This is a genomic window from Clostridium fallax, from assembly GCF_900129365.1.
Lineage (GTDB): Bacteria > Bacillota > Clostridia > Clostridiales > Clostridiaceae > Clostridium_AH > Clostridium_AH fallax.
The window spans coordinates 33,913-51,832 of the sequence record NZ_FQVM01000015.1 but is presented as its reverse complement, the minus strand read 5'-3'; the positions used below and the strand labels follow the sequence as shown (position 1 = coordinate 51,832).

Annotated in this window: 25 protein-coding genes; 21 read left to right on the top strand and 4 right to left on the bottom strand. The window is 27.9% G+C overall.

All coding sequences use genetic code 11. From position 1 onward, the window contains the following. Positions 1–74 precede the first annotated feature (74 nt). The 13 genes from rpmH (at position 75) to BUA70_RS08515 (ending at position 10,123) form a co-directional block, all read left to right on the top strand. Complete coding sequence (rpmH, locus tag BUA70_RS08575; RefSeq protein WP_072896315.1) at positions 75–209, top strand: 50S ribosomal protein L34; 135 nt, start codon at positions 75–77, stop codon at positions 207–209. Between the two features lie 59 nt (positions 210–268). Further along, positions 269–667, top strand: a complete 399-nt coding sequence (rnpA, locus tag BUA70_RS08570) for a ribonuclease P protein component (RefSeq protein WP_072896314.1) — start codon at positions 269–271, stop codon at positions 665–667. Then, positions 639–848 (top strand): membrane protein insertion efficiency factor YidD, encoded by a 210-nt coding sequence (gene yidD / locus BUA70_RS08565; protein ID WP_207657649.1) that lies wholly within the window; start codon positions 639–641, stop codon positions 846–848. Before rnpA ends, yidD begins: the two co-directional genes overlap by 29 nt. Positions 849–867: 19 nt before the next feature. Then, the gene (yidC, locus tag BUA70_RS08560; RefSeq protein ID WP_072896311.1) at positions 868–1,566 is read left to right on the top strand and encodes a membrane protein insertase YidC; all 699 of its coding nucleotides are present in this window, start codon (positions 868–870) and stop codon (positions 1,564–1,566) included. 79 nt (positions 1,567–1,645) lie between these two features. Continuing rightward, on the top strand, positions 1,646–2,275 hold the full coding sequence (jag, locus tag BUA70_RS08555; protein WP_072896306.1) for an RNA-binding cell elongation regulator Jag/EloR: 630 nt from the start codon (positions 1,646–1,648) through the stop codon (positions 2,273–2,275). 138 nt (positions 2,276–2,413) lie between these two features. Next, positions 2,414–3,793, top strand: coding sequence for a tRNA uridine-5-carboxymethylaminomethyl(34) synthesis GTPase MnmE (gene mnmE, locus BUA70_RS08550; RefSeq protein ID WP_072896305.1), 1,380 nt, complete (start codon positions 2,414–2,416; stop codon positions 3,791–3,793). 10 nt (positions 3,794–3,803) lie between these two features. Further along, entirely contained in the window at positions 3,804–5,693 is a 1,890-nt protein-coding gene (gene mnmG, locus BUA70_RS08545) for a tRNA uridine-5-carboxymethylaminomethyl(34) synthesis enzyme MnmG (protein ID WP_072896303.1), read from the top strand. Positions 5,694–5,752: 59 nt separating this feature from the next. Further along, positions 5,753–6,427 carry a 16S rRNA (guanine(527)-N(7))-methyltransferase RsmG gene (rsmG, locus tag BUA70_RS08540; protein WP_423236779.1) on the top strand — a complete coding sequence of 225 codons (675 nt, stop codon included), beginning with the start codon at positions 5,753–5,755 and terminating at the stop codon, positions 6,425–6,427. Positions 6,428–6,520: 93 nt separating this feature from the next. Continuing rightward, on the top strand, positions 6,521–7,306 hold the full coding sequence (gene noc, locus BUA70_RS08535) for a nucleoid occlusion protein (RefSeq protein WP_072896301.1): 786 nt from the start codon (positions 6,521–6,523) through the stop codon (positions 7,304–7,306). Between the two features lie 253 nt (positions 7,307–7,559). Further along, positions 7,560–8,330 carry a ParA family protein gene (locus BUA70_RS08530; RefSeq protein WP_072896299.1) on the top strand — a complete coding sequence of 257 codons (771 nt, stop codon included), beginning with the start codon at positions 7,560–7,562 and terminating at the stop codon, positions 8,328–8,330. Positions 8,331–8,333: 3 nt separating this feature from the next. Next, entirely contained in the window at positions 8,334–9,242 is a 909-nt protein-coding gene (locus BUA70_RS08525; RefSeq protein ID WP_072896298.1) for a ParB/RepB/Spo0J family partition protein, read from the top strand. A gap of 61 nt (positions 9,243–9,303) precedes the next feature. Beyond that, positions 9,304–9,813 carry a DUF4446 family protein gene (locus BUA70_RS08520; protein WP_072896297.1) on the top strand — a complete coding sequence of 170 codons (510 nt, stop codon included), beginning with the start codon at positions 9,304–9,306 and terminating at the stop codon, positions 9,811–9,813. A 67-nt stretch (positions 9,814–9,880) separates the two neighbouring features. After that, the gene (locus BUA70_RS08515; protein ID WP_072896295.1) at positions 9,881–10,123 is read left to right on the top strand and encodes a YkuS family protein; all 243 of its coding nucleotides are present in this window, start codon (positions 9,881–9,883) and stop codon (positions 10,121–10,123) included. Here the strand turns inward: BUA70_RS08515 and yyaC are convergent. Genes yyaC through BUA70_RS08495 form a run of 4 tightly spaced genes read right to left on the bottom strand, consistent with a single transcriptional unit; the run spans position 10,120 to position 13,644 of the window. Further along, positions 10,120–10,713 (bottom strand): spore protease YyaC, encoded by a 594-nt coding sequence (gene yyaC, locus BUA70_RS08510; protein WP_072896294.1) that lies wholly within the window; start codon positions 10,711–10,713, stop codon positions 10,120–10,122. The genes BUA70_RS08515 and yyaC overlap by 4 nt on opposite strands. 57 nt (positions 10,714–10,770) lie before the next feature. Beyond that, positions 10,771–11,826, bottom strand: coding sequence for a sporulation integral membrane protein YtvI (gene ytvI, locus BUA70_RS08505; protein WP_072896293.1), 1,056 nt, complete (start codon positions 11,824–11,826; stop codon positions 10,771–10,773). Further along, positions 11,826–12,980 carry an aminotransferase class V-fold PLP-dependent enzyme gene (locus BUA70_RS08500; RefSeq protein ID WP_072896291.1) on the bottom strand — a complete coding sequence of 385 codons (1,155 nt, stop codon included), beginning with the start codon at positions 12,978–12,980 and terminating at the stop codon, positions 11,826–11,828. The genes ytvI and BUA70_RS08500 overlap by 1 nt, the downstream gene beginning before the upstream one ends. A gap of 10 nt (positions 12,981–12,990) precedes the next feature. Then, the gene (locus tag BUA70_RS08495; protein ID WP_072896290.1) at positions 12,991–13,644 is read right to left on the bottom strand and encodes a LysE family transporter; all 654 of its coding nucleotides are present in this window, start codon (positions 13,642–13,644) and stop codon (positions 12,991–12,993) included. Between the two features lie 200 nt (positions 13,645–13,844). Here BUA70_RS08495 and BUA70_RS08490 point away from each other — a divergent pair, with 200 nt between their 5' ends. From BUA70_RS08490 to BUA70_RS08455, 8 genes are all read left to right on the top strand, one after another. Further along, entirely contained in the window at positions 13,845–14,090 is a 246-nt protein-coding gene (locus tag BUA70_RS08490) for a putative Se/S carrier protein (protein WP_072896288.1), read from the top strand. 17 nt (positions 14,091–14,107) lie between these two features. Continuing rightward, positions 14,108–15,079, top strand: coding sequence for a mechanosensitive ion channel family protein (locus BUA70_RS08485; RefSeq protein WP_072896286.1), 972 nt, complete (start codon positions 14,108–14,110; stop codon positions 15,077–15,079). A 19-nt stretch (positions 15,080–15,098) separates the two neighbouring features. After that, a complete protein-coding gene (locus BUA70_RS08480) occupies positions 15,099–15,302 on the top strand; it encodes a DUF951 domain-containing protein (RefSeq protein WP_072896285.1) in 204 nt (67 codons plus the stop codon). Positions 15,303–15,433: 131 nt separating this feature from the next. Further along, positions 15,434–15,721 (top strand): 30S ribosomal protein S6, encoded by a 288-nt coding sequence (rpsF, locus tag BUA70_RS08475; RefSeq protein ID WP_072896284.1) that lies wholly within the window; start codon positions 15,434–15,436, stop codon positions 15,719–15,721. A 14-nt stretch (positions 15,722–15,735) separates the two neighbouring features. Further along, positions 15,736–16,188, top strand: a complete 453-nt coding sequence (locus tag BUA70_RS08470) for a single-stranded DNA-binding protein (RefSeq protein WP_072896283.1) — start codon at positions 15,736–15,738, stop codon at positions 16,186–16,188. Between the two features lie 26 nt (positions 16,189–16,214). Then, the gene (rpsR, locus tag BUA70_RS08465; protein WP_072896282.1) at positions 16,215–16,460 is read left to right on the top strand and encodes a 30S ribosomal protein S18; all 246 of its coding nucleotides are present in this window, start codon (positions 16,215–16,217) and stop codon (positions 16,458–16,460) included. Between the two features lie 120 nt (positions 16,461–16,580). Beyond that, on the top strand, positions 16,581–16,898 hold the full coding sequence (locus BUA70_RS08460; protein WP_072896280.1) for a MazG-like family protein: 318 nt from the start codon (positions 16,581–16,583) through the stop codon (positions 16,896–16,898). Between the two features lie 12 nt (positions 16,899–16,910). After that, positions 16,911–17,888 (top strand): DUF2232 domain-containing protein, encoded by a 978-nt coding sequence (locus BUA70_RS08455; protein WP_072896279.1) that lies wholly within the window; start codon positions 16,911–16,913, stop codon positions 17,886–17,888. Positions 17,889–17,920 lie beyond the last annotated feature (32 nt).

Below are 17,920 nucleotides of genomic sequence, written 5' to 3'. Positions count from 1 at the left end.
CTTAAATTAATATTTAAATTGGCAGAATAGTTTTTGACTATAAAGAAATAATAGTCGAAGGGGGTGAATTGCAAATGTTCATGACATACCAACCAAAAAAGAGACAAAGAAAAAAAGAGCACGGTTTCAGAAAAAGAATGAGCAGTGCTGCTGGAAGAAACGTTATTAAGAGAAGAAGACTAAAAGGTAGAAAAAAATTGACAGCATAAGGGCCGCTTTTGTGGCCTTTTTCTGCAATTTGCAGAAAAAAAGGAGATTGGATATATAAATGCTAGCCAATAACAAAAATAAAAAATTTAAATTAAGAAAAAATATAGAATTTAGAAATGTATATAGAAGAGGCAAATCTTTCTCCAATTCTTTACTTGTTTTGTATGTATATAGCAATAGAAAAAACAAGGATAATGAGGGAAAGATTTTTAATAAGGTAGGAATTTCGGTAAGTAAGAAAGTTGGAAAAAGTGTAGTTAGAAGTAGAGTAAAAAGATTGATAGGTGAAAGTTATAGACTGAATCACGAATCTATTAATAAAGGCTATGACTTTGTATTTATAGCCAGAGTAGCTTCAAAAAATAGTGACTATAAAAATATAGAAAAAGCCATGCTTAATTTATTTAAAAAGGCAGGTCTTCAAAATGATGAAAAGGATTTTTATAAGTCTAATTAAATTCTATAGAAAATATATATCACCTTTAAAAAAACCTTGTTGTATATATTATCCATCTTGTTCTCAATATACAATGGAGGCCATTGAAAAATATGGAGCTTTAAAAGGTGGTTTTATGGGCATAAAGAGAATATTAAGATGTCATCCTTTCCACGAAGGTGGTTATGACCCAGTTAAGTAGAACTTAGGAGGTTAGAAATTTGTATACAGTATTAAAGCCAATAATTGCTTTATTGACCATGGTATTTAATGGACTACACCAATTTATAGTAAGTATAGGTGTTACTAATAGTGGTGTTTCTTATGTACTTGCTGTACTTTTAGTTACAGTAATAGTTAGATTAATATTGTTACCTTTAAATATAAAGCAAATGAAGTCTCAAACTAAAATGCAAGAGCTTCAACCTAAAATGCAACAATTACAAAATAAGTATAAAAATGATCCACAAAAACAACAAATGGAGATTATGAAACTTTACAAGGAATTTGGAGTTAGTCCTTTTAGTGGTTGCTTACCTCTATTAATTCAAATGCCAATACTTTTCTCATTATATTATGTATTTATGGGAATAAATATTGGAGGGGCTTCATTCTTATGGCTTGCAGATCTTCAACAACCTGACCCATATTATATTTTACCTATATTATCAACAGTTACAACATTCCTATCAACTTATATGATGTCAAAGTCAACGCCATCACAAAATACTGGTGGAATGAATATGAACTCAATGAATATAGTAATGTCATTAATGTCAGGATTTATAGCATTAAGAATAGGTTCATTACTTGTTCTTTATTGGATAATGGGTAACTTAATACAAATAATTCAAAATTATTTCTTAATAGTATTACCAGCCAAGAAAAAGAAACATGAAGAGGCAAGAAAAAATAATTAAGTTTTAAACTTAGAAAAATAAGGTTTTTAATTAATTATTTAATAGGGTTTTTATTGCTTATAAGGTGGGTGAATAGGGTATGAAAACATTAGAAATGACAGGTAAAACTGTAGATGAAGCTCTTAAAAACGCTTTGAAAGAATTAAATGTTAGTGCTGATAAGGTAGAATATGAGGTTCTTGATGAAGGAAGTAAGGGCTTTTTAAATATTATAGGAACTAAACCAGCTAAAATACTTGTAAAAGTTAAAAGAGATTATGTTTTAGAAGCTAAGAGCTTTTTAAGAAAAGTTTTAGATTCTATGGATATAAAAGCAGAAATAAAAATTACAGAAGAAAAAGATACCTTAAAGGTTAATTTAGTTGGTCCTAAAATGGGTTTAATAATAGGTTATAGAGGTGAAACTTTAGATTCTTTACAATATCTAATTAGTTTAGTTGTTAATAAGGGGCACGATATTCCTTATAAAAGAATTGTTTTAGATACAGAAAATTATAGAAGTAAAAGAGAAGAAACCCTTAAACGTTTAGCAGAAAAAACTGCTTATAAGGTAAAAAGGTCTGGAAAGCCTTTTAGGCTTGAACCAATGAATCCTTATGAAAGAAGGGTTATTCATTCAGCTCTTCAAGATAATAAGTTTGTATATACTTATAGTCAAGGAGAAGAGCCTTATAGACGAATAATAATAGAATTAAAAGATAATAATTAAAGTAAAAAGAAGCCTTTATAAAAGGCTTTTTTTTATTTAGAAGTTTTTTGACTATTTTATAATAGTTTTGTAAAATAAATATTAGTTTTTATGTTGGGTTAAGCTAGGTTTAATTTACCTAGTAACAAGGAGGATAACATGAAAGAATTTGATACAATAGCGGCTATTTCCACTGCTTTAGGAGAAGGTGGAATAGCTATAATTAGAGTTTCTGGAGATAAGGCTTTAGAAATCGTAGATAGTATCTTTAAAAGTAAGAATGGCAAAGATATTTTTGATATGAAAACTTATACTATGAGGTATGGACATATAATTGATTCTAATAGTGGTGAAAATATAGATGAAGTAATAATTAGTTTTATGAAGGGGCCAAGAAGCTTTACTGCAGAAGATACAGTAGAAATTAATTGTCACGGAGGAGTTGTATCTACTAATAGAGTTTTAAATGAAGTTATAAAAGCTGGAGCAAGATTAGCTGAACCGGGAGAATTTACTAAGAGAGCTTTTCTTAATGGAAGAATAGACTTAAGTCAGGCCGAGGCTGTTATGGATATTATTAAGGCTAAAACTGAACTTTCAATGAAGTCTGCAATGCTTCAAAGTGAAGGTAAACTATCTAAAGAGATACATAGCTTAAGAGCGGAATTATTAGATGTATTAGCTTTAATTGAATATGCAGTAGATTTTACTGAAGATGATGAAGAACCTGATGAAACTATACCTGTAAGGGTAGGTCAAAATTTACAAGTAGTTTTAAATAAAATTAATAATCTTTTAAATAGTGCAGAAGAAGGTAAACTTATAAGAGAAGGATTAAGTATGGTTATAGTGGGAAAACCTAATGTTGGAAAGTCATCTCTTTTAAATGCACTTTTAAGTGAAAAAAGAGCTATAGTAACTGATATTCCTGGAACTACAAGAGATGTTATTGAGGAATATATAAACTTAGATGGAATACCTGTAAAATTAGTTGATACTGCTGGAATCAGAGAAACAGAGGATGTAGTAGAAAAAATAGGTGTTGAGAGATCTAAAGAAAAAATTGAAGAGGCAGATCTTATAGTATTCATGGTAGATACTAGTAGACCCTTAAATGAAGAGGATAGAGATATAATAAACTATATAAAGAATAGAAAATATATAGTACTTTTAAATAAAGTTGATTTAGATAAAAAAGTTGATGATAAGGATTTAGATAATCTTCATAATAAAATAGAAATATCAGCAAAAACAGGATATGGAATTAAGGATTTAAAAGAAAAGATTAAAGATATGTTCTTTAATGGAAATATTGATACAGAAAGTGTTTATGTTACTAATACAAGGCATAAGCAAGCTTTATATAGAGCAAAAGAAAATGTTGAGGAAGCAATAATAAGAGTTAAAAATGACGAATTTTTAGATTTAATATCTATTTATGTTACTTCAGGTTTAAGAGCATTAGGAGAAATTACAGGTTCAGAACTTGAAGAAGATTTAGTAAATAAGATTTTTTTAGAATTCTGTTGTGGAAAGTAGGAATAAAAGTATGAAATATTTAGCTGGTGAATATGATGTAATAATAGTAGGTGCAGGTCATGCTGGCTGTGAAGCAGCTTTAGCTTCTGCAAGAATTGGATGTAAAACTCTAGTATGTACAATGAATTTAGATAGTATAGCTTTAATGCCTTGTAATCCTAATATAGGTGGAACAGCAAAGGGTCATTTAGTTAGAGAAATAGATGCCCTAGGTGGGGAAATGGGAATTAATATAGATAATACATTTATTCAATCTAGAATGTTAAATACTTCAAAGGGGCCTGCAGTACATTCTTTAAGAGCTCAAGCGGATAAAAAGAGATATCAAGAAAGAATGAAATATGTTCTTGAAAATCAAGAAAATCTTACAATTAAGCAAGTTGAAGTTATAAAATTAGATGTTGAAGATAATAAAGTTGTTGGAGTTTTAACTAAAACTGGAGCATACTTTAAAACTAAAGCAGTAATTTTGGCTACAGGTACTTATCTAAAGGGAAAAATAATTATAGGAGATATTAGCTATAATGGTGGTCCAAATGGATTATTCCCTGCAAATGATTTATCACAATCATTATTAGATTTAAAGATAGCTTTAAGAAGATTCAAAACAGGAACTCCTGCAAGAATAAATAAAAGAAGTGTTGATTTTTCTAAGATGATAGAACAACTTGGAGATGAAAAGATAGTACCTTTCTCATTTATGAGCAAGGATATAGATAAAGATCAGGTTTCCTGTTGGTTAACATATACTAATGAAAACACCCATAATATTATAAAAGATAACATCGATAGATCTCCTATGTATAATGGACTTATAAAGGGTATAGGACCTAGATATTGCCCTTCTATTGAGGATAAGGTTATGAGGTTCCCAGATAAAGATAAACATCAAATTTTTATCGAACCAGAAGGTGAAAATACAGAAGAAATGTATGTAGGAGGATTATCTTCTTCTCTTCCTGAGGATGTTCAAATACAAGTGTTAAAGAGTATTGCAGGACTTGAAAATGTTGAAATGATGAGAACTGCATATGCAATAGAATATGATTGTATAGATCCAACACAACTAAAGCCTACTTTAGAGTTTAAAGAAATAAATGGATTATATGGTGCAGGTCAGGTTAATGGAAGTTCAGGATATGAAGAAGCTGGTGGTCAAGGATTATTAGCAGGAATGAATGCTGCATTAAAAATACAAGGAAAAGAACAAGTTATCCTAACAAGAAGTGATGGATATATAGGTGTTTTAGTAGATGACTTAGTTACTAAGGGTACTAATGAGCCTTATAGAATGATGACTTCAAGAGCAGAGTATAGATTAATTTTAAGACAAGATAATGCAGATTTGAGATTAACAGAAATAGGTTATAAAGCAGGCCTTGTAACAGAAGAAAGATGGAATTCATTTAAAGAAAGAAAGAAAAATATCGAAGATGAAATTGAAAGATTAAAAAATCTTCAAATAACTAATAAAAGAGAAGTAAATGAATGGTTGGTATCTAAAAATTCTGTAGATCTAAAAAAGCCTATAAGTATGTATGAACTTATTAAACGTCCAGAGTTGGATTATTTTGTAGTTGCAGAATTAGATCCAGAAAGACCTAATTATTCTGATGATATCGGGGAGCAAGTTAATATAGTTGCAAAATATGAAGGATATATTGAAAAGCAATTAGAGCAAGTTGGTCAATTTAGAAAGTTTGAAAAGAAACTAATTCCTGAAGAATTAGATTATAATGATGTAAAAGGACTGAGAATAGAAGCAATTCAAAAACTTAGTAAAATAAAACCTATAAGTATAGGGCAAGCATCAAGAATTTCTGGAGTTTCTCCTGCTGATATATCTGTTTTATTAATATATTTAGAGCATCAATATAAAAGTAAGAATAAAAATAGTTAGTGGAGGAATCTAAATTGATATATTTTGAAATATTAAAAAAAGCTTGTGAAGATGTAGAAATAAGTTTTAATGAGCAAAAATATAAAATGCTTATGGATTATAAGGAGCTATTAAAAGAATGGAATGAAAAAATAAATCTTACAGCAATAACTGATGATGAAGGAATAGTAAAAAAGCATTTTATTGATTGTATAAAGGCTTTTAAGGCAGAAGAATTTAAAATGGCTGATAAGATAATAGATGTTGGAACAGGAGCTGGATTTCCTGGATTAGTTTTAGCTATAATGAGAGAAGATATGGAAGTTACTTTATTAGATTCATTAAATAAAAGAATAAACTTTTTAAATCAAGTAGTATCTACTTTAGGTTTAAAAAATGTTTTAACTATTCATTCAAGAGCTGAAGATGGTGCAAGAAGAAAAGATTTAAGAGAAATTTTTGATATAGCTACTTCTAGAGCTGTAGCTAATATGGCTGTACTTTCAGAATTATGTATTCCTTACGTAAAAGTTGGGGGAAGCTTTATAGCATTAAAAGGCCCTGCTATTGATGAGGAAATGAAGGATGCAAGTAAGGCTATAGATACTTTAGGTGGTCAATTAGATAGAGTAATAAAAGTAGAAATAGAAGATACAGATTTGAATCACAATGTAGTTATAGTAAAAAAAATAAAGAATACTTCTAAGGTATATCCAAGAAAAGCAGGAACGATAAATAAAAAACCAATAAAATAATTTTATTTTTTGTTGGTTTAAATAGTAATTTTTAGATATAATTTTATTATATTAAGGTTAAGTTTATAGCTTATATAAAGGGATGGGTGAAATATGCATAACGAAATAAAAAAGGTTGCGGTTGGTAATATAGTGCCAAACACATATCAGCCTAGAAAGTATTTTAATGATGAGGCATTAAAAGAACTTTCTCAATCTATAAAAGAACATGGGATTCTTCAACCTCTAACTGTAAGAAAAAGAGGAGATATGTATGAACTTGTAGCTGGTGAAAGAAGATTAAGAGCGGCAAAATTAGCTAATATGGAGTTTGTACCATGTACAATAATAGATATTACTGATAAAGAATCAGCAGAATTAGCACTTTTAGAAAATCTTCAAAGAGAAGATTTAAACTTTATTGAAGAGGCAGAGGCGTATGCAAATCTTATAAGTGATCATCACTTTACTCAAGAAAAATTAGCAGAAAGAATGGGAAAAAATCAATCTACGATAGCTAATAAACTTAGACTTTTAAAATTAGGAGAAGATGTTAGAAACCTTTGCTTACAAAATAATCTTAGTGAAAGACATGCTAGATCACTGTTATCTTTACCTAATGAAAAATTACAGCTAAAAGTTATAAAAAAAGTAATTAAGCAAGGATTAAATGTAAAAAGGACAGAGGAGCTAGTTAATAAGGAGTTATTGAAAATAGCAGGTAAAGAATTAACTAATAATGGTAAGAAAAAAATAACTGGTATTTTTTCTCCTAAGATTTACATAAACTCAATTAAGCAAGTTTTTGATAAATTTAAAATTCCAGCAGAATATAAATCAAAAGATTGCGGAGATTATGTACAAATAACTGTTAACATACCTAAGAATGGAAAAAAATAATTATAGAGAAGTATTATAAAATAATTTTAGTAATTAATTATAGTTAAAATTTATTGTTAAAATCCGAAAAATTATAAAAATAATTTTTCGGATTTTTTATGTTTCACGTGAAACATTAGTATATTTTTATGAAAAAATATGATAATTAGGTAATTGTTATCTTTAATTATTCCTATTTAGAATATATAATATAAATTAGTGGATTCGGTGAGAGGAGGTGAAACTCTAATACGGGTAGTAATTAGAGTATAATATGAAAACTATTTGCATTTTTAATCAAAAAGGTGGAGTAGGAAAAACTACTACAAACATAAACTTATGTTCATATTTAGCTATGGCAGGATATAAAGTATTAGCTATAGATATAGATCCTCAAGGTAATACTACAAGTGGATTAGGACTTGATAAAAGAAATTTAAAAAAATCAATGTATGATGTTATGACGACAGATACTAAATTAAGTGAAGTCATTAGTGAATGTGAATTAGTAAATAATTTATTTCTTGCTCCAGCTACTATGGAACTTGCAGGGGCAGAGGTAGAGATAATAGGTAATACTAAAAGAGAAAATATATTATTAGAAAAGATTGAAGAAGTAAAAGACGATTTTGATTATGTTTTTATAGATTGTCCTCCTTCACTAGGTGTTCTTACTATAAATGCATTAACTACTAGTAATTCTGTTCTTATCCCTATTCAATGTGAATTTTATGCTTTAGAGGGAGTAGGACAACTTATTAATACTATTCAGCTTGTTAAAAAATCATTAAATAAAAATCTAAATATAGAAGGTGTAGTTATGACTATGTATGATGCTAGAACTAACCTTTGTAATGAAGTTTATAAAGAAGTAGAAAAATACTTTAAAGAAAAAGTGTTTAAAACAACTATTCCAAGAAATATTAGATTAGCAGAAGCTCCAAGCTTTGGATTGCCTATAATGTTATATGATGACAAGTGTAAAGGTGCAGATGCTTATGAAAAACTAACAAATGAATTTTTAAGTAAGCAAAAGGAGTCTTAATATATGAGTAAAAAATTTGGTTTAGGAAAAGGATTAGGTGCATTAATACCAGATATGTCTGAAGATGATGCTTCAAATAAAAGTATAAAAGATGAAGAACATAAAGATAATAAAGAAAAAGATAGTTCTGAAACTATTATACCATTAAATAGAATTAAAGCTAATAATGATCAACCAAGAAAATATTTTGATGGTGAAAAAATTGGAGAATTAGCTGAATCTATAAAAAATCATGGTATAATTCAACCTTTAATATTAAAAAAAGATGGAGATTTTTATACTATAATTGCTGGGGAAAGAAGATGGAGAGCTGCTAAATATTTAGGACTTAAGGAAGTACCTGCAATTATTAAAGAGTTAAATGACAAAGAAGTATTGGAAATTTCATTAATTGAGAACATACAAAGACAAGACTTAAATCCTATTGAAGAAGCTCAAGCTTATAATAAATTATTAAAGGATTTTAATTTAACTCAAGAACAGTTAAGTGAAAGATTATCAAAATCTAGAACATCTATTACTAATACAATGAGGCTTTTAAATTTAGATCCAAGAGTTCAACAATACATTATAGAAGGCGTATTATCTGAGGGTCATGGAAGGGCGTTACTTTCATTAAAGGATAAAGAATTACAGTTTAATTTAGCTCAAAAAATTGTAGATGAAAATTTATCTGTAAGAGAATGTGAGAAAGAAGTAAAAAAAGTATTAGAGACAAAGGATAACAAAAAAGATAAAGAACAAAATAAAGCTACTGATAATATTTATTATAAAGAGATTCAAAATAAACTTCAAAATTATTTTGGAACTAAGGTAAATATAAATTCTAAAAAAGATAAAGGAAAAATAGAAATAGAATATTATTCAGAAGATGATTTACAAAGAATATTAGATATTATTAATTATAAATAATATTTACTATAAATAATGTTTAATGTTTCACGTGAAACATTTTAAGAAAGGATGAAATTTAGTGGATAACATAACAAAAGCTATATCACAATACACACCATATATTTTAATAGCACTATCAGTAGTAGCTTTATTACTTTTTATATTAGTTATAGTCTTATTTAAATCTCTTAATAAGCTTGAAAAAAGATATAGAAGACTTATGAGAGGTGTTAATAATAAAAATATAGAAGATTTAGTTGTTAACTATTTAGATAAAGTTGATGAAGCAAAAGAAATATCAAAAGAAGCTATGGCTCATTGTATTGGTTTAGAAGAACATATAAAGGGATGTATACAAAAGGTATCTGTAGTAAGATTTAAAGCTTTTGAAGATGTAGGAAGTGATTTAAGCTTTTCCGTCGCTTTATTAGATGAAAATAATGATGGAGTTATTCTTACAGGAATATATGGAAGACAGGAAAGTACAACTTATGCAAAACCTATAGATAAAGGTATATCAAGATATGATTTATCTGATGAGGAATTAACCGTGTTAAATCAAGCTATTAATAAATCTATATCAAAATAATATTAGATTAAATAAAAGTATAAAAACCTCCTATAAAGATAATATTATCTTTATAGGAGGTTTTTATATGAATATATATGTTAGCGATAAATTAAAGGACTTTATAAATCCCTTAGAGAAAAAGGGATATAAAGTTGCCAGAAAAAAGGATGAAAATTTTGAAGCTTTAATTTGCAGTGTAAAGGAAGAAGATTTATCAAATTTTCAAGAGAAAATTAAACTAAATAATATATTAGTTATTGATAGTAGGAGTAAAAGTATAGATGAAATAGATATTATATTACGGAATAAGCATTTTAATAATTTTTAATTAATTACATCTTCAATTTTATTTATAAATTTTGTTTTATTATTACCAAAAACTTTTAATATAAAATGATTTATAGCAATAGATATAGAGTTAGCTAAAGTTACCACTGTATATAGTCTAGTATTTTGTAGTACCATAAATTCTAAGCTTCCACATATATTTACAATGCCAAGTATGCTTAAATCTCCTACTGGAGGTAAGTCTTTAGATACTGCAAGACCGGGTTTAAGAGGTTTTTTTTCTATTAATATTTTTCCTACATTTTGAACGGTTCCTAGACAAGCGTCTATTGCAACTATATAAGGGTTCTTAAATTTTTTATTTATTGATATTATTGTTTCTTTAAGATTCTTTGCGTGGATAGGATTTTCTAGGCTACCATAAAAATATATACTTTTTTTTATAGAAAATTTCAGTTTATCTCCTACTAATGGTCCTAAGGAATCACCGGTAGACCTATCTGAACCTATACATAAGAATATAATAGTTCTTTTTTGCTTTATTATTGGTAAAAGTTCTCTATACAAATAATCTCTAAGTATAAAAGATGAATTTAAGTCTAAAGAGTCTAATAAAAGTGAGTTACACATAATAAAAACCTCCTTTATTGTTAATTATTAACAATAAAGGAGGTTTTTATACTATAATTAAAGAATTTCTACCTTTTTTAAAATATTATAAAATACCACTAAGAACATACAAAATACCATTCCGCCAAAGCCGTTTAGTTCTAAACCTATAAATATTGCTGCTAATACTGCAACAGGATCTAGCCCTAAGGATGATGACATAATTTTAGGTTCTATAATCTGTCTAGTTAAGAATACTAAAATGTATAATATCACAAGACCAATACTTCCAAAATAATTTCCTTGGAAAAAGAACATTATTGATAGGGGAATATAAACTAAAGGCATTCCTACTACAGGAAGTAAATCTAATAAAGCAGATAATATACTTAAAACTAAGGCATATGGTACTTTAAAAAATAAAAATCCTATAAAAGTCGTTAAAAATGATATAAATATTATAGCCATATAGGATAATATATAATTACTAAACATTTTTTTACCGTGAGTAAAAACTTTAAATATTTTATTTGTTGATTGAGGCATTTTATTTAAAAGTTTAGCTGAACTTGACATTGCTAATCTCTTAGTAAAGAAATAAGTTGATAGCAATGTAAAGGCAATAACCATCCCTATATAAGGTACATAAGAAACAATTGTTATAAGAGCTTGTATTAATGTTGTGCCTAAAGATATAGATGTACTTATAAGGCTTGTAGCTGTTGAAGCTAAATTATTTCTTATAGCATCAGATATTGTGGGATCTATTGCTATTGATGATATATTGTTTAAAGTATTTGTAAAAAAGTTATAAATTTCAGATGAGTTATTTGATATTAATTGTTGAAGGTATTTTGTTATACCTATTAATTCTGCTGTTAATGATGAAACTAACATTATATTAACAACAGTTATTATTCCAAAAAATATTACAGTTGTAATTATTGAAGCTAACCAATCTTTCATTTTAAACTTTTTTATTAAAAATCTAGTAGGATATCTAAGTATATATGCACAAATTGCAGCTAATACAAAGGGTATTGTGTATTTTAATGTAGAAAAGAATAATATAAAACAAATAGTATATGCTACAAAAAAGATACTTAACCTACTAATACGCTCCTGAAAATCCATTAAAGTCCTCCTTTTATTGAGTTTATTGCATCTATAAATTTGTCTATTTCTTTATATGTATTAAAGTATCCTAAACTTATTCTTACAGTACCTTCAGGAAATGTTCCAATTGTTTTATGAGCTAAAGGTGCACAATGAAGACCTGTCCTATTAACAAAACCATATTCACTATCTAATATAAATGATGCTTCAGATGGATCTATATCTTTAAAATTAAAAGAAAAGGTAGCAGTTCTTCCCTTAGGAGATTTTAATCCATAAACTTTTATTGAGTCTATGTTTAGCATCTTTTCTAATAGATATTTACTTAAACTTTCCTCTTTTTCTCTTATAGTGTGTAGTCCCTCTTTATTTATAAAATCTAATGCAGCTTTTAAACCTATTATTCCTGGAATGTTTAAAGTTCCACTTTCAAATTTATCTGGTAAATAATCAGGTTGATATAAGGAATGTGATAAACTACCAGTACCTCCAGTTATAAATGGTTTTGATATAGAGTTTAAATCATCACTTATAATAAAACCACCTATACCTTGAGGTCCCATTAATCCTTTATGGCCTGTAAAGGCTAAAGCACTGCAATTTAATTTTTTAAAGTCTAAATCTATAATTCCTGCAGTTTGAGCTGAATCGATTATAAAGTATAGATTGTGTTTTTTGCAAAGCTCACCTATTTTTTCTAATGGTTGAATTGTTCCTATTATATTTGAAGCATGAGAAAAAACCATTAATTTAGTATTATGGTTTATTGCTTTTTCAATATCTGATAAGTCTATTCTTCCTAATAAATCGCATTGAATTATATCTAAGGTTATAAAACCTTCATCTTTTAATTTGATTAATGGTCTAAGTACTGAATTATGTTCCATTGATGATGTTATAACATGCCATCCTTTTTGTATAGAACTAAGAAAAAGTGTGTTTAGTGATGTTGTTATGTTGTTTGTAAATATTACATTTTCTGATTTATCAAAATTAAAAAAGCTTGATAATATTTCTCTACACTCAAAAATATTTCTACTACTTTCTAATGAAGCAGATGATGAACCTCTACCAGCATTTCCACCACCATTTATCATATAATTTACCATAGCATCTACAACTGCTTTTGGTTTAGGAAAAGTAGTTGCGGCATTATCAAAATAAATACTCATATATACCTCCCTAAAAAATTAATTTATAAAGACCAAAAACTATAAAACCTAATCCTAAAATTATTAATATATATTTTAATAAGAAAAAAGTTTTTGTAGTTTGATTTTTTTTGAATATCTTTATTCCCTTACAAGCTAAAGCATTTATTATAGCAAACCAAGCTAATGATCCTACTATCATAGATATTATAGCAGTAAAATAGTAAAGTGTCCCAGAATCCCTCCATACAGGAATTATTGTACCGCTTAAAGCTAACCATAAGGATGGAGTCATAGGATTAAGTGCTGTTAGAAAAAATCCTGTAATTATACCTCCAAGTTTAGTGTCTTTTAAAAATTTGAATTTTAAAATACTAGAACTTTTTTCTGTATTTTTTTTGGTAAGTTGTCCAAAAATAATTAGAATTAAACCACATATAACCCAAAAAAGGCCTTCTGTTTTAGGATTTGAATTAAGTAAATTTGCAAGTCCTAGATTTATTAATAAAAAATAAAATACATCTGCAAGTACAGCTCCTACAGATACTTTAAAACCTTCGTTGAATCCTTTAGAAATAGATTTATTAACGGATTCTATTCCAGAAGGACCAAGAGGTATGGAATATATAAATCCTGTTGAAAATCCAGCAGAAACTGCAATAAAAAATCTTGTAATTATATTCATTTGCAAGTCCACCTTAATTTATATTTTTGTACATATAAACATTATAATTTAAATAAAAAATTTTTTCATTAGTATTTATAAGTTTAATCAAAATATTCAAAAATATACCAATAAAATTAATATCTTTTATTCTTTTTTTACATTAGGTATACTATATAGGTAAAGATAATGGAGGTGAAATACTTTTATAGTAGAAGGATATGAATAATTATATAATAGTTTTTAAAAATACCCATGATGCTATTCAAGCAGAAAAAATTTTAAAGGAACAAGGGGAATCAATAATGGTTATGCCAACACCAACTTGTATAACAAAAAGTTGTGGAATAAGCATTAGATTCAATGAAGGAATATTAAGTAAAGTGGAAAATTTAATAAAAGAAGAAAAGATAGTTACAAAGAATATTTATGTTAAGAATGGACAAGAATTTAAATTATATAGATAGGGGGAAGTAATATTTTAATGAATTCACTTACATCATTTTTAGAATTAGATCTTGAAAAAAATTTTATAAAAATAGGACATTTACCCCCAATAGATCTAGACTCATTATATAAAGTTATATTTAAAATAATAGCTGTTATAGTAATAATGTTTTTAATGTACATATCAATTAAAATAGGAAATGTTTTAATTGAAAAGTTTATTAAAAAACAAGGTCAAAGCAATTTAAAATTTACTATGAATCAAAAAAAGGCCACTACTGTGGCAGCTTTATTAAAAAGCTTACTAAAGTATGTGGTTTATTTTTTAGGTTTAGTTACTATAGCTTCATTTTTCTTTAGTGGAGTATCTCTTGCTTTTGCTGGAATTGGAGGTACAGCTATAGGCTTTGGAGCTAAGGACCTTATAACAGATTTAATAAATGGAATATTTATATTATTTGAAGATCAATTTGCAGTTGGCGACTATGTAACTTTAGGTAACTACAGTGGTATAGTTCAAAGTATAGGCATAAGAACAACTACCCTTAAGGATTTTTCTGGTGATGTACACTTAATACCTAATGGTAGTATAACTACAGTAACTAATCACTCAAGAGGAAATATGAGAGTTATGTTAGATATAGATATAGCTTATGAAGAGGATATAGATAATGCTATAGATGTTATAAATAAGGTATGCGAAGATTTTTCAAAAGATAATAAAGACATTGTGGAAGCGCCTAAAGTAATAGGAGTGCAAGCTTTAAAAGATTATAGTGTTACTATAAGAGTTTCTGGCTCTGCAAAATCTATGACTCAATGGTCAGTTGAACGAAATCTTAGAAAATTAATTAAGGAAACTTTAGATAAGAAGAATATAGAAATACCTTATCCTAAAGCAGAATATATAAGCAAAACTAATACCCATGGTAATACTGAAAATTATACTGGTCCTAAAGGAATTGAAACTAATAATCAAGAGATTGGAAATAATATAAATAATAATTAAAACAAGAAGGAGTTATGAAATGGTAGTTCAAACTTTTTATATTGGAGATATTGTTGAAATGAAAAAGCAACATCCTTGTGGAAGTTACAATTGGGAGATAATAAGAATTGGAGCAGACATAAAGATTAAATGCGTTGAGTGCAGCAGAATAGTTATGGTTCCTAGAAGTAAATTTCAAAAGAGTATAAAAAAAATAATAAAAAGTAACGCTCCTCAAGAATAAATTTACAAAAATAATTAAATATTCTAATAAAAATCACTTGAAAATATTTTTAGTTAGTGATAATATAATAAATTGTAAGTCCCTGCAGTGGTAAACCACTGCCGTTTGGCCAGAGGGAGGAGGTGAAAATGATGAGAAAATATGAAACTATATTTGTTTTACATCCATCATTAGAAGAGGATGCTGTTAAAGCTTTAATCGAAAAGTTCAAGGGTGTAATAGAAAATGGTGGAGGAACTGTTGATAACGTTGATTTCTGGGGTAAGAGAAAGCTTGCTTACGAAATCGCTAAAGTTAACGAAGGTTACTACACTTTATTTAACTTCACTGCTAACCCAGAGTTACCAAGAGAGTTAGACAGAATATTCAGAATTACTGATGGAGTTATAAGAAACATAATCGTTAAGGAAGAAAAATAGGAGAGGTTTTTTTTATGAATAAAGTAGTTCTAATAGGAAGACTTACAAAAGATCCTGAGTTAAAGTTTACTCCAGGAACAGGAACTGCAGTCACCACTCTTACGCTTGCTGTTGACAAGTATAATCGTTCAACAGGTCAGAGAGACGCTGACTTTATTCCAGTTGTTATATGGGGTAAACAAGCAGAATCTACTGCTAACTACATGAGTAAAGGTAGTCAAATGGCTATCAGTGGTAGAATCCAAACGAGATCTTATGATGCTAAAGACGGTACAAAAAGATATGTCACTGAAGTTGTAGCAGATGATGTCCAATTCCTTTCAAAAGGATCTGGTAGTTCTCAAAATGCTAGCCAAGGATTCGGTGGCGGTTCTGAATATGGTGCTTCATCAAATAACAATAGTTTTGGTGGAGGTACTTTTGATGAGGATATGACTCCTGTAGATGATGGAGATATCCCATTCTAATTCAAATGAGGTAAGGAGGGAAAACAATGAGCAGAGAAGTAAGAAAAGGCGGAAAATTCAGAAGATCAAAGAGAAAAGTTTGTGCTTTCTGTGTTGAAAAAGCTGAAGCTATAGATTACAAAGACGTTAATAAGTTAAGAAAGTATGTTACTGAAAGAGGAAAGATACTTCCAAGAAGAATTTCAGGAACATGTGCTAAGCACCAAAGACAATTAACTGAGTCAATAAAGAGAGCTAGAAACATAGCTTTATTACCATTCACAACTGAGTAATAAAAGCATAAAACCCACGGCGTTTGTCGTGGGTTTTATTAATATACCGAATTTTATTGAAATAAATTGAATTTAAAATTAAAATATATGTTAAAGGGTTCTAGTGAATGGAGTGGTTGTATGAGAAAAGATGATTTTAATATAATGAGAAATATTAAAATAATTGAAGATTTAAAGGCACAACTTTTATGTATTATTGCAGAGTTTTTTAGACTTTTAACAAAAGGAAGTAATGTTGCTCATGATGCAATACTAGAATGCATTTCCGGGGCAATAATATTACTATATGTACTCGCAGAAAAATTAGGATACTCTTTCTTAGAAGTAGATGATGATATGAAGAAAAAGTTGAAGGTTGGAATAGTAGAAGAAGATTCCGTAGAAAAAGATGGTAAATCATTATCAAGACTTCATACTCATTTAAAGGAAAGAGGTTAATGGAGGAATTTAATGAATAAAAAATATGAAACAAAATCCATTGTAGAAGCTGCGTTAATTTCTGTCATAATATTCTTACTTATGTTTATGAGCAGTTATGTACCTTTAATTGCAAGCTTTGTAATGCCTATACCTATTGCTATGTTATACTTAAGACATGATAAATCTGTATCTATTTTATCTATAATAGTAAGTGGAGTTCTTGTATCTATGTTTAACAATATATTTATAGGCATACTTTCTGCTATTATTTATGGAGTAACAGGAATTACATTAGGTATTTGTATAAAGAAGAAAATAAAACCTATAAAAACAATATTTATTCTTGGAGTAGTAAACCTTATTACTACTATATTAAATTTATATGTTACAGTATATATTATTTCAGGTGAAAATATATCTATTATAATTCAACAAATAATAGATATGATGAAGGAGTCTTTAGAAGTATATAGTAGTATTGGAATTGATATAACAGCAAATCCTTTATATCAAATTATAAACAATTTAACTATTGAAAGTGTAATGGTTATTATTCCATCTGGATTTATAATATCAGCAATTTTATCAGCCTTTTTCAATTATATTATAAGCAGAAGTATATTTAAAAAGTTTAAATACGAGTTAGAACCATTACCTAGTTTTGAAAATTGGTATTTAGATGCAAGATTAGGAGCGATATTTATTATAATAGTTTGTTTATCGGCTATGGCGTCTTCTAAAGAATTACCTTATGCAAAGTATATATTTACTACAGTTTATAACTTATTAAATTTTAGTGTTATAATAGTTGGTTTATCTGTAATAGTTTATTTTTTAAAGAATAAGCTAAAAATGAGTAAAGTACCTTTAATTATTATAGGAATATTAATAGTTACATCTCCTATAGGTGGATTTTTGACAATATTAGGATTTATAGATTTAATTGTAGATATTAGAGGAGTGGACCCGGAGAGTTTGGGAAATGCTATAAGACGTAAAATGTCTTAAATTGAAAGCCTCAAAAAAATAATAAAGGAGGC

Bases quoted from the DNA above. Each gene is read 5' to 3' on its own strand.
- rpmH (WP_072896315.1), top strand. From the start codon at position 75: ATGTTCATGACATACCAACCAAAAAAGAGACAAAGAAAAAAAGAGCAC.
- rnpA (WP_072896314.1), top strand. From the start codon at position 269: ATGCTAGCCAATAACAAAAATAAAAAATTTAAATTAAGAAAAAATATA.
- yidD (WP_207657649.1), top strand. From the start codon at position 639: ATGAAAAGGATTTTTATAAGTCTAATTAAATTCTATAGAAAATATATA.
- jag (WP_072896306.1), top strand. From the start codon at position 1,646: ATGAAAACATTAGAAATGACAGGTAAAACTGTAGATGAAGCTCTTAAA.
- mnmE (WP_072896305.1), top strand. From the start codon at position 2,414: ATGAAAGAATTTGATACAATAGCGGCTATTTCCACTGCTTTAGGAGAA.
- mnmG (WP_072896303.1), top strand. From the start codon at position 3,804: ATGAAATATTTAGCTGGTGAATATGATGTAATAATAGTAGGTGCAGGT.
- noc (WP_072896301.1), top strand. From the start codon at position 6,521: ATGCATAACGAAATAAAAAAGGTTGCGGTTGGTAATATAGTGCCAAAC.
- BUA70_RS08530 (WP_072896299.1), top strand. From the start codon at position 7,560: ATGAAAACTATTTGCATTTTTAATCAAAAAGGTGGAGTAGGAAAAACT.
- BUA70_RS08525 (WP_072896298.1), top strand. From the start codon at position 8,334: ATGAGTAAAAAATTTGGTTTAGGAAAAGGATTAGGTGCATTAATACCA.
- BUA70_RS08515 (WP_072896295.1), top strand. From the start codon at position 9,881: ATGAATATATATGTTAGCGATAAATTAAAGGACTTTATAAATCCCTTA.
- yyaC (WP_072896294.1), bottom strand. From the start codon at position 10,713: ATGTGTAACTCACTTTTATTAGACTCTTTAGACTTAAATTCATCTTTT.
- ytvI (WP_072896293.1), bottom strand. From the start codon at position 11,826: ATGGATTTTCAGGAGCGTATTAGTAGGTTAAGTATCTTTTTTGTAGCA.
- BUA70_RS08500 (WP_072896291.1), bottom strand. From the start codon at position 12,980: ATGAGTATTTATTTTGATAATGCCGCAACTACTTTTCCTAAACCAAAA.
- BUA70_RS08495 (WP_072896290.1), bottom strand. From the start codon at position 13,644: ATGAATATAATTACAAGATTTTTTATTGCAGTTTCTGCTGGATTTTCA.
- BUA70_RS08490 (WP_072896288.1), top strand. From the start codon at position 13,845: ATGAATAATTATATAATAGTTTTTAAAAATACCCATGATGCTATTCAA.
- BUA70_RS08485 (WP_072896286.1), top strand. From the start codon at position 14,108: ATGAATTCACTTACATCATTTTTAGAATTAGATCTTGAAAAAAATTTT.
- BUA70_RS08480 (WP_072896285.1), top strand. From the start codon at position 15,099: ATGGTAGTTCAAACTTTTTATATTGGAGATATTGTTGAAATGAAAAAG.
- rpsF (WP_072896284.1), top strand. From the start codon at position 15,434: ATGAGAAAATATGAAACTATATTTGTTTTACATCCATCATTAGAAGAG.
- BUA70_RS08470 (WP_072896283.1), top strand. From the start codon at position 15,736: ATGAATAAAGTAGTTCTAATAGGAAGACTTACAAAAGATCCTGAGTTA.
- rpsR (WP_072896282.1), top strand. From the start codon at position 16,215: ATGAGCAGAGAAGTAAGAAAAGGCGGAAAATTCAGAAGATCAAAGAGA.
- BUA70_RS08460 (WP_072896280.1), top strand. From the start codon at position 16,581: ATGAGAAAAGATGATTTTAATATAATGAGAAATATTAAAATAATTGAA.
- BUA70_RS08455 (WP_072896279.1), top strand. From the start codon at position 16,911: ATGAATAAAAAATATGAAACAAAATCCATTGTAGAAGCTGCGTTAATT.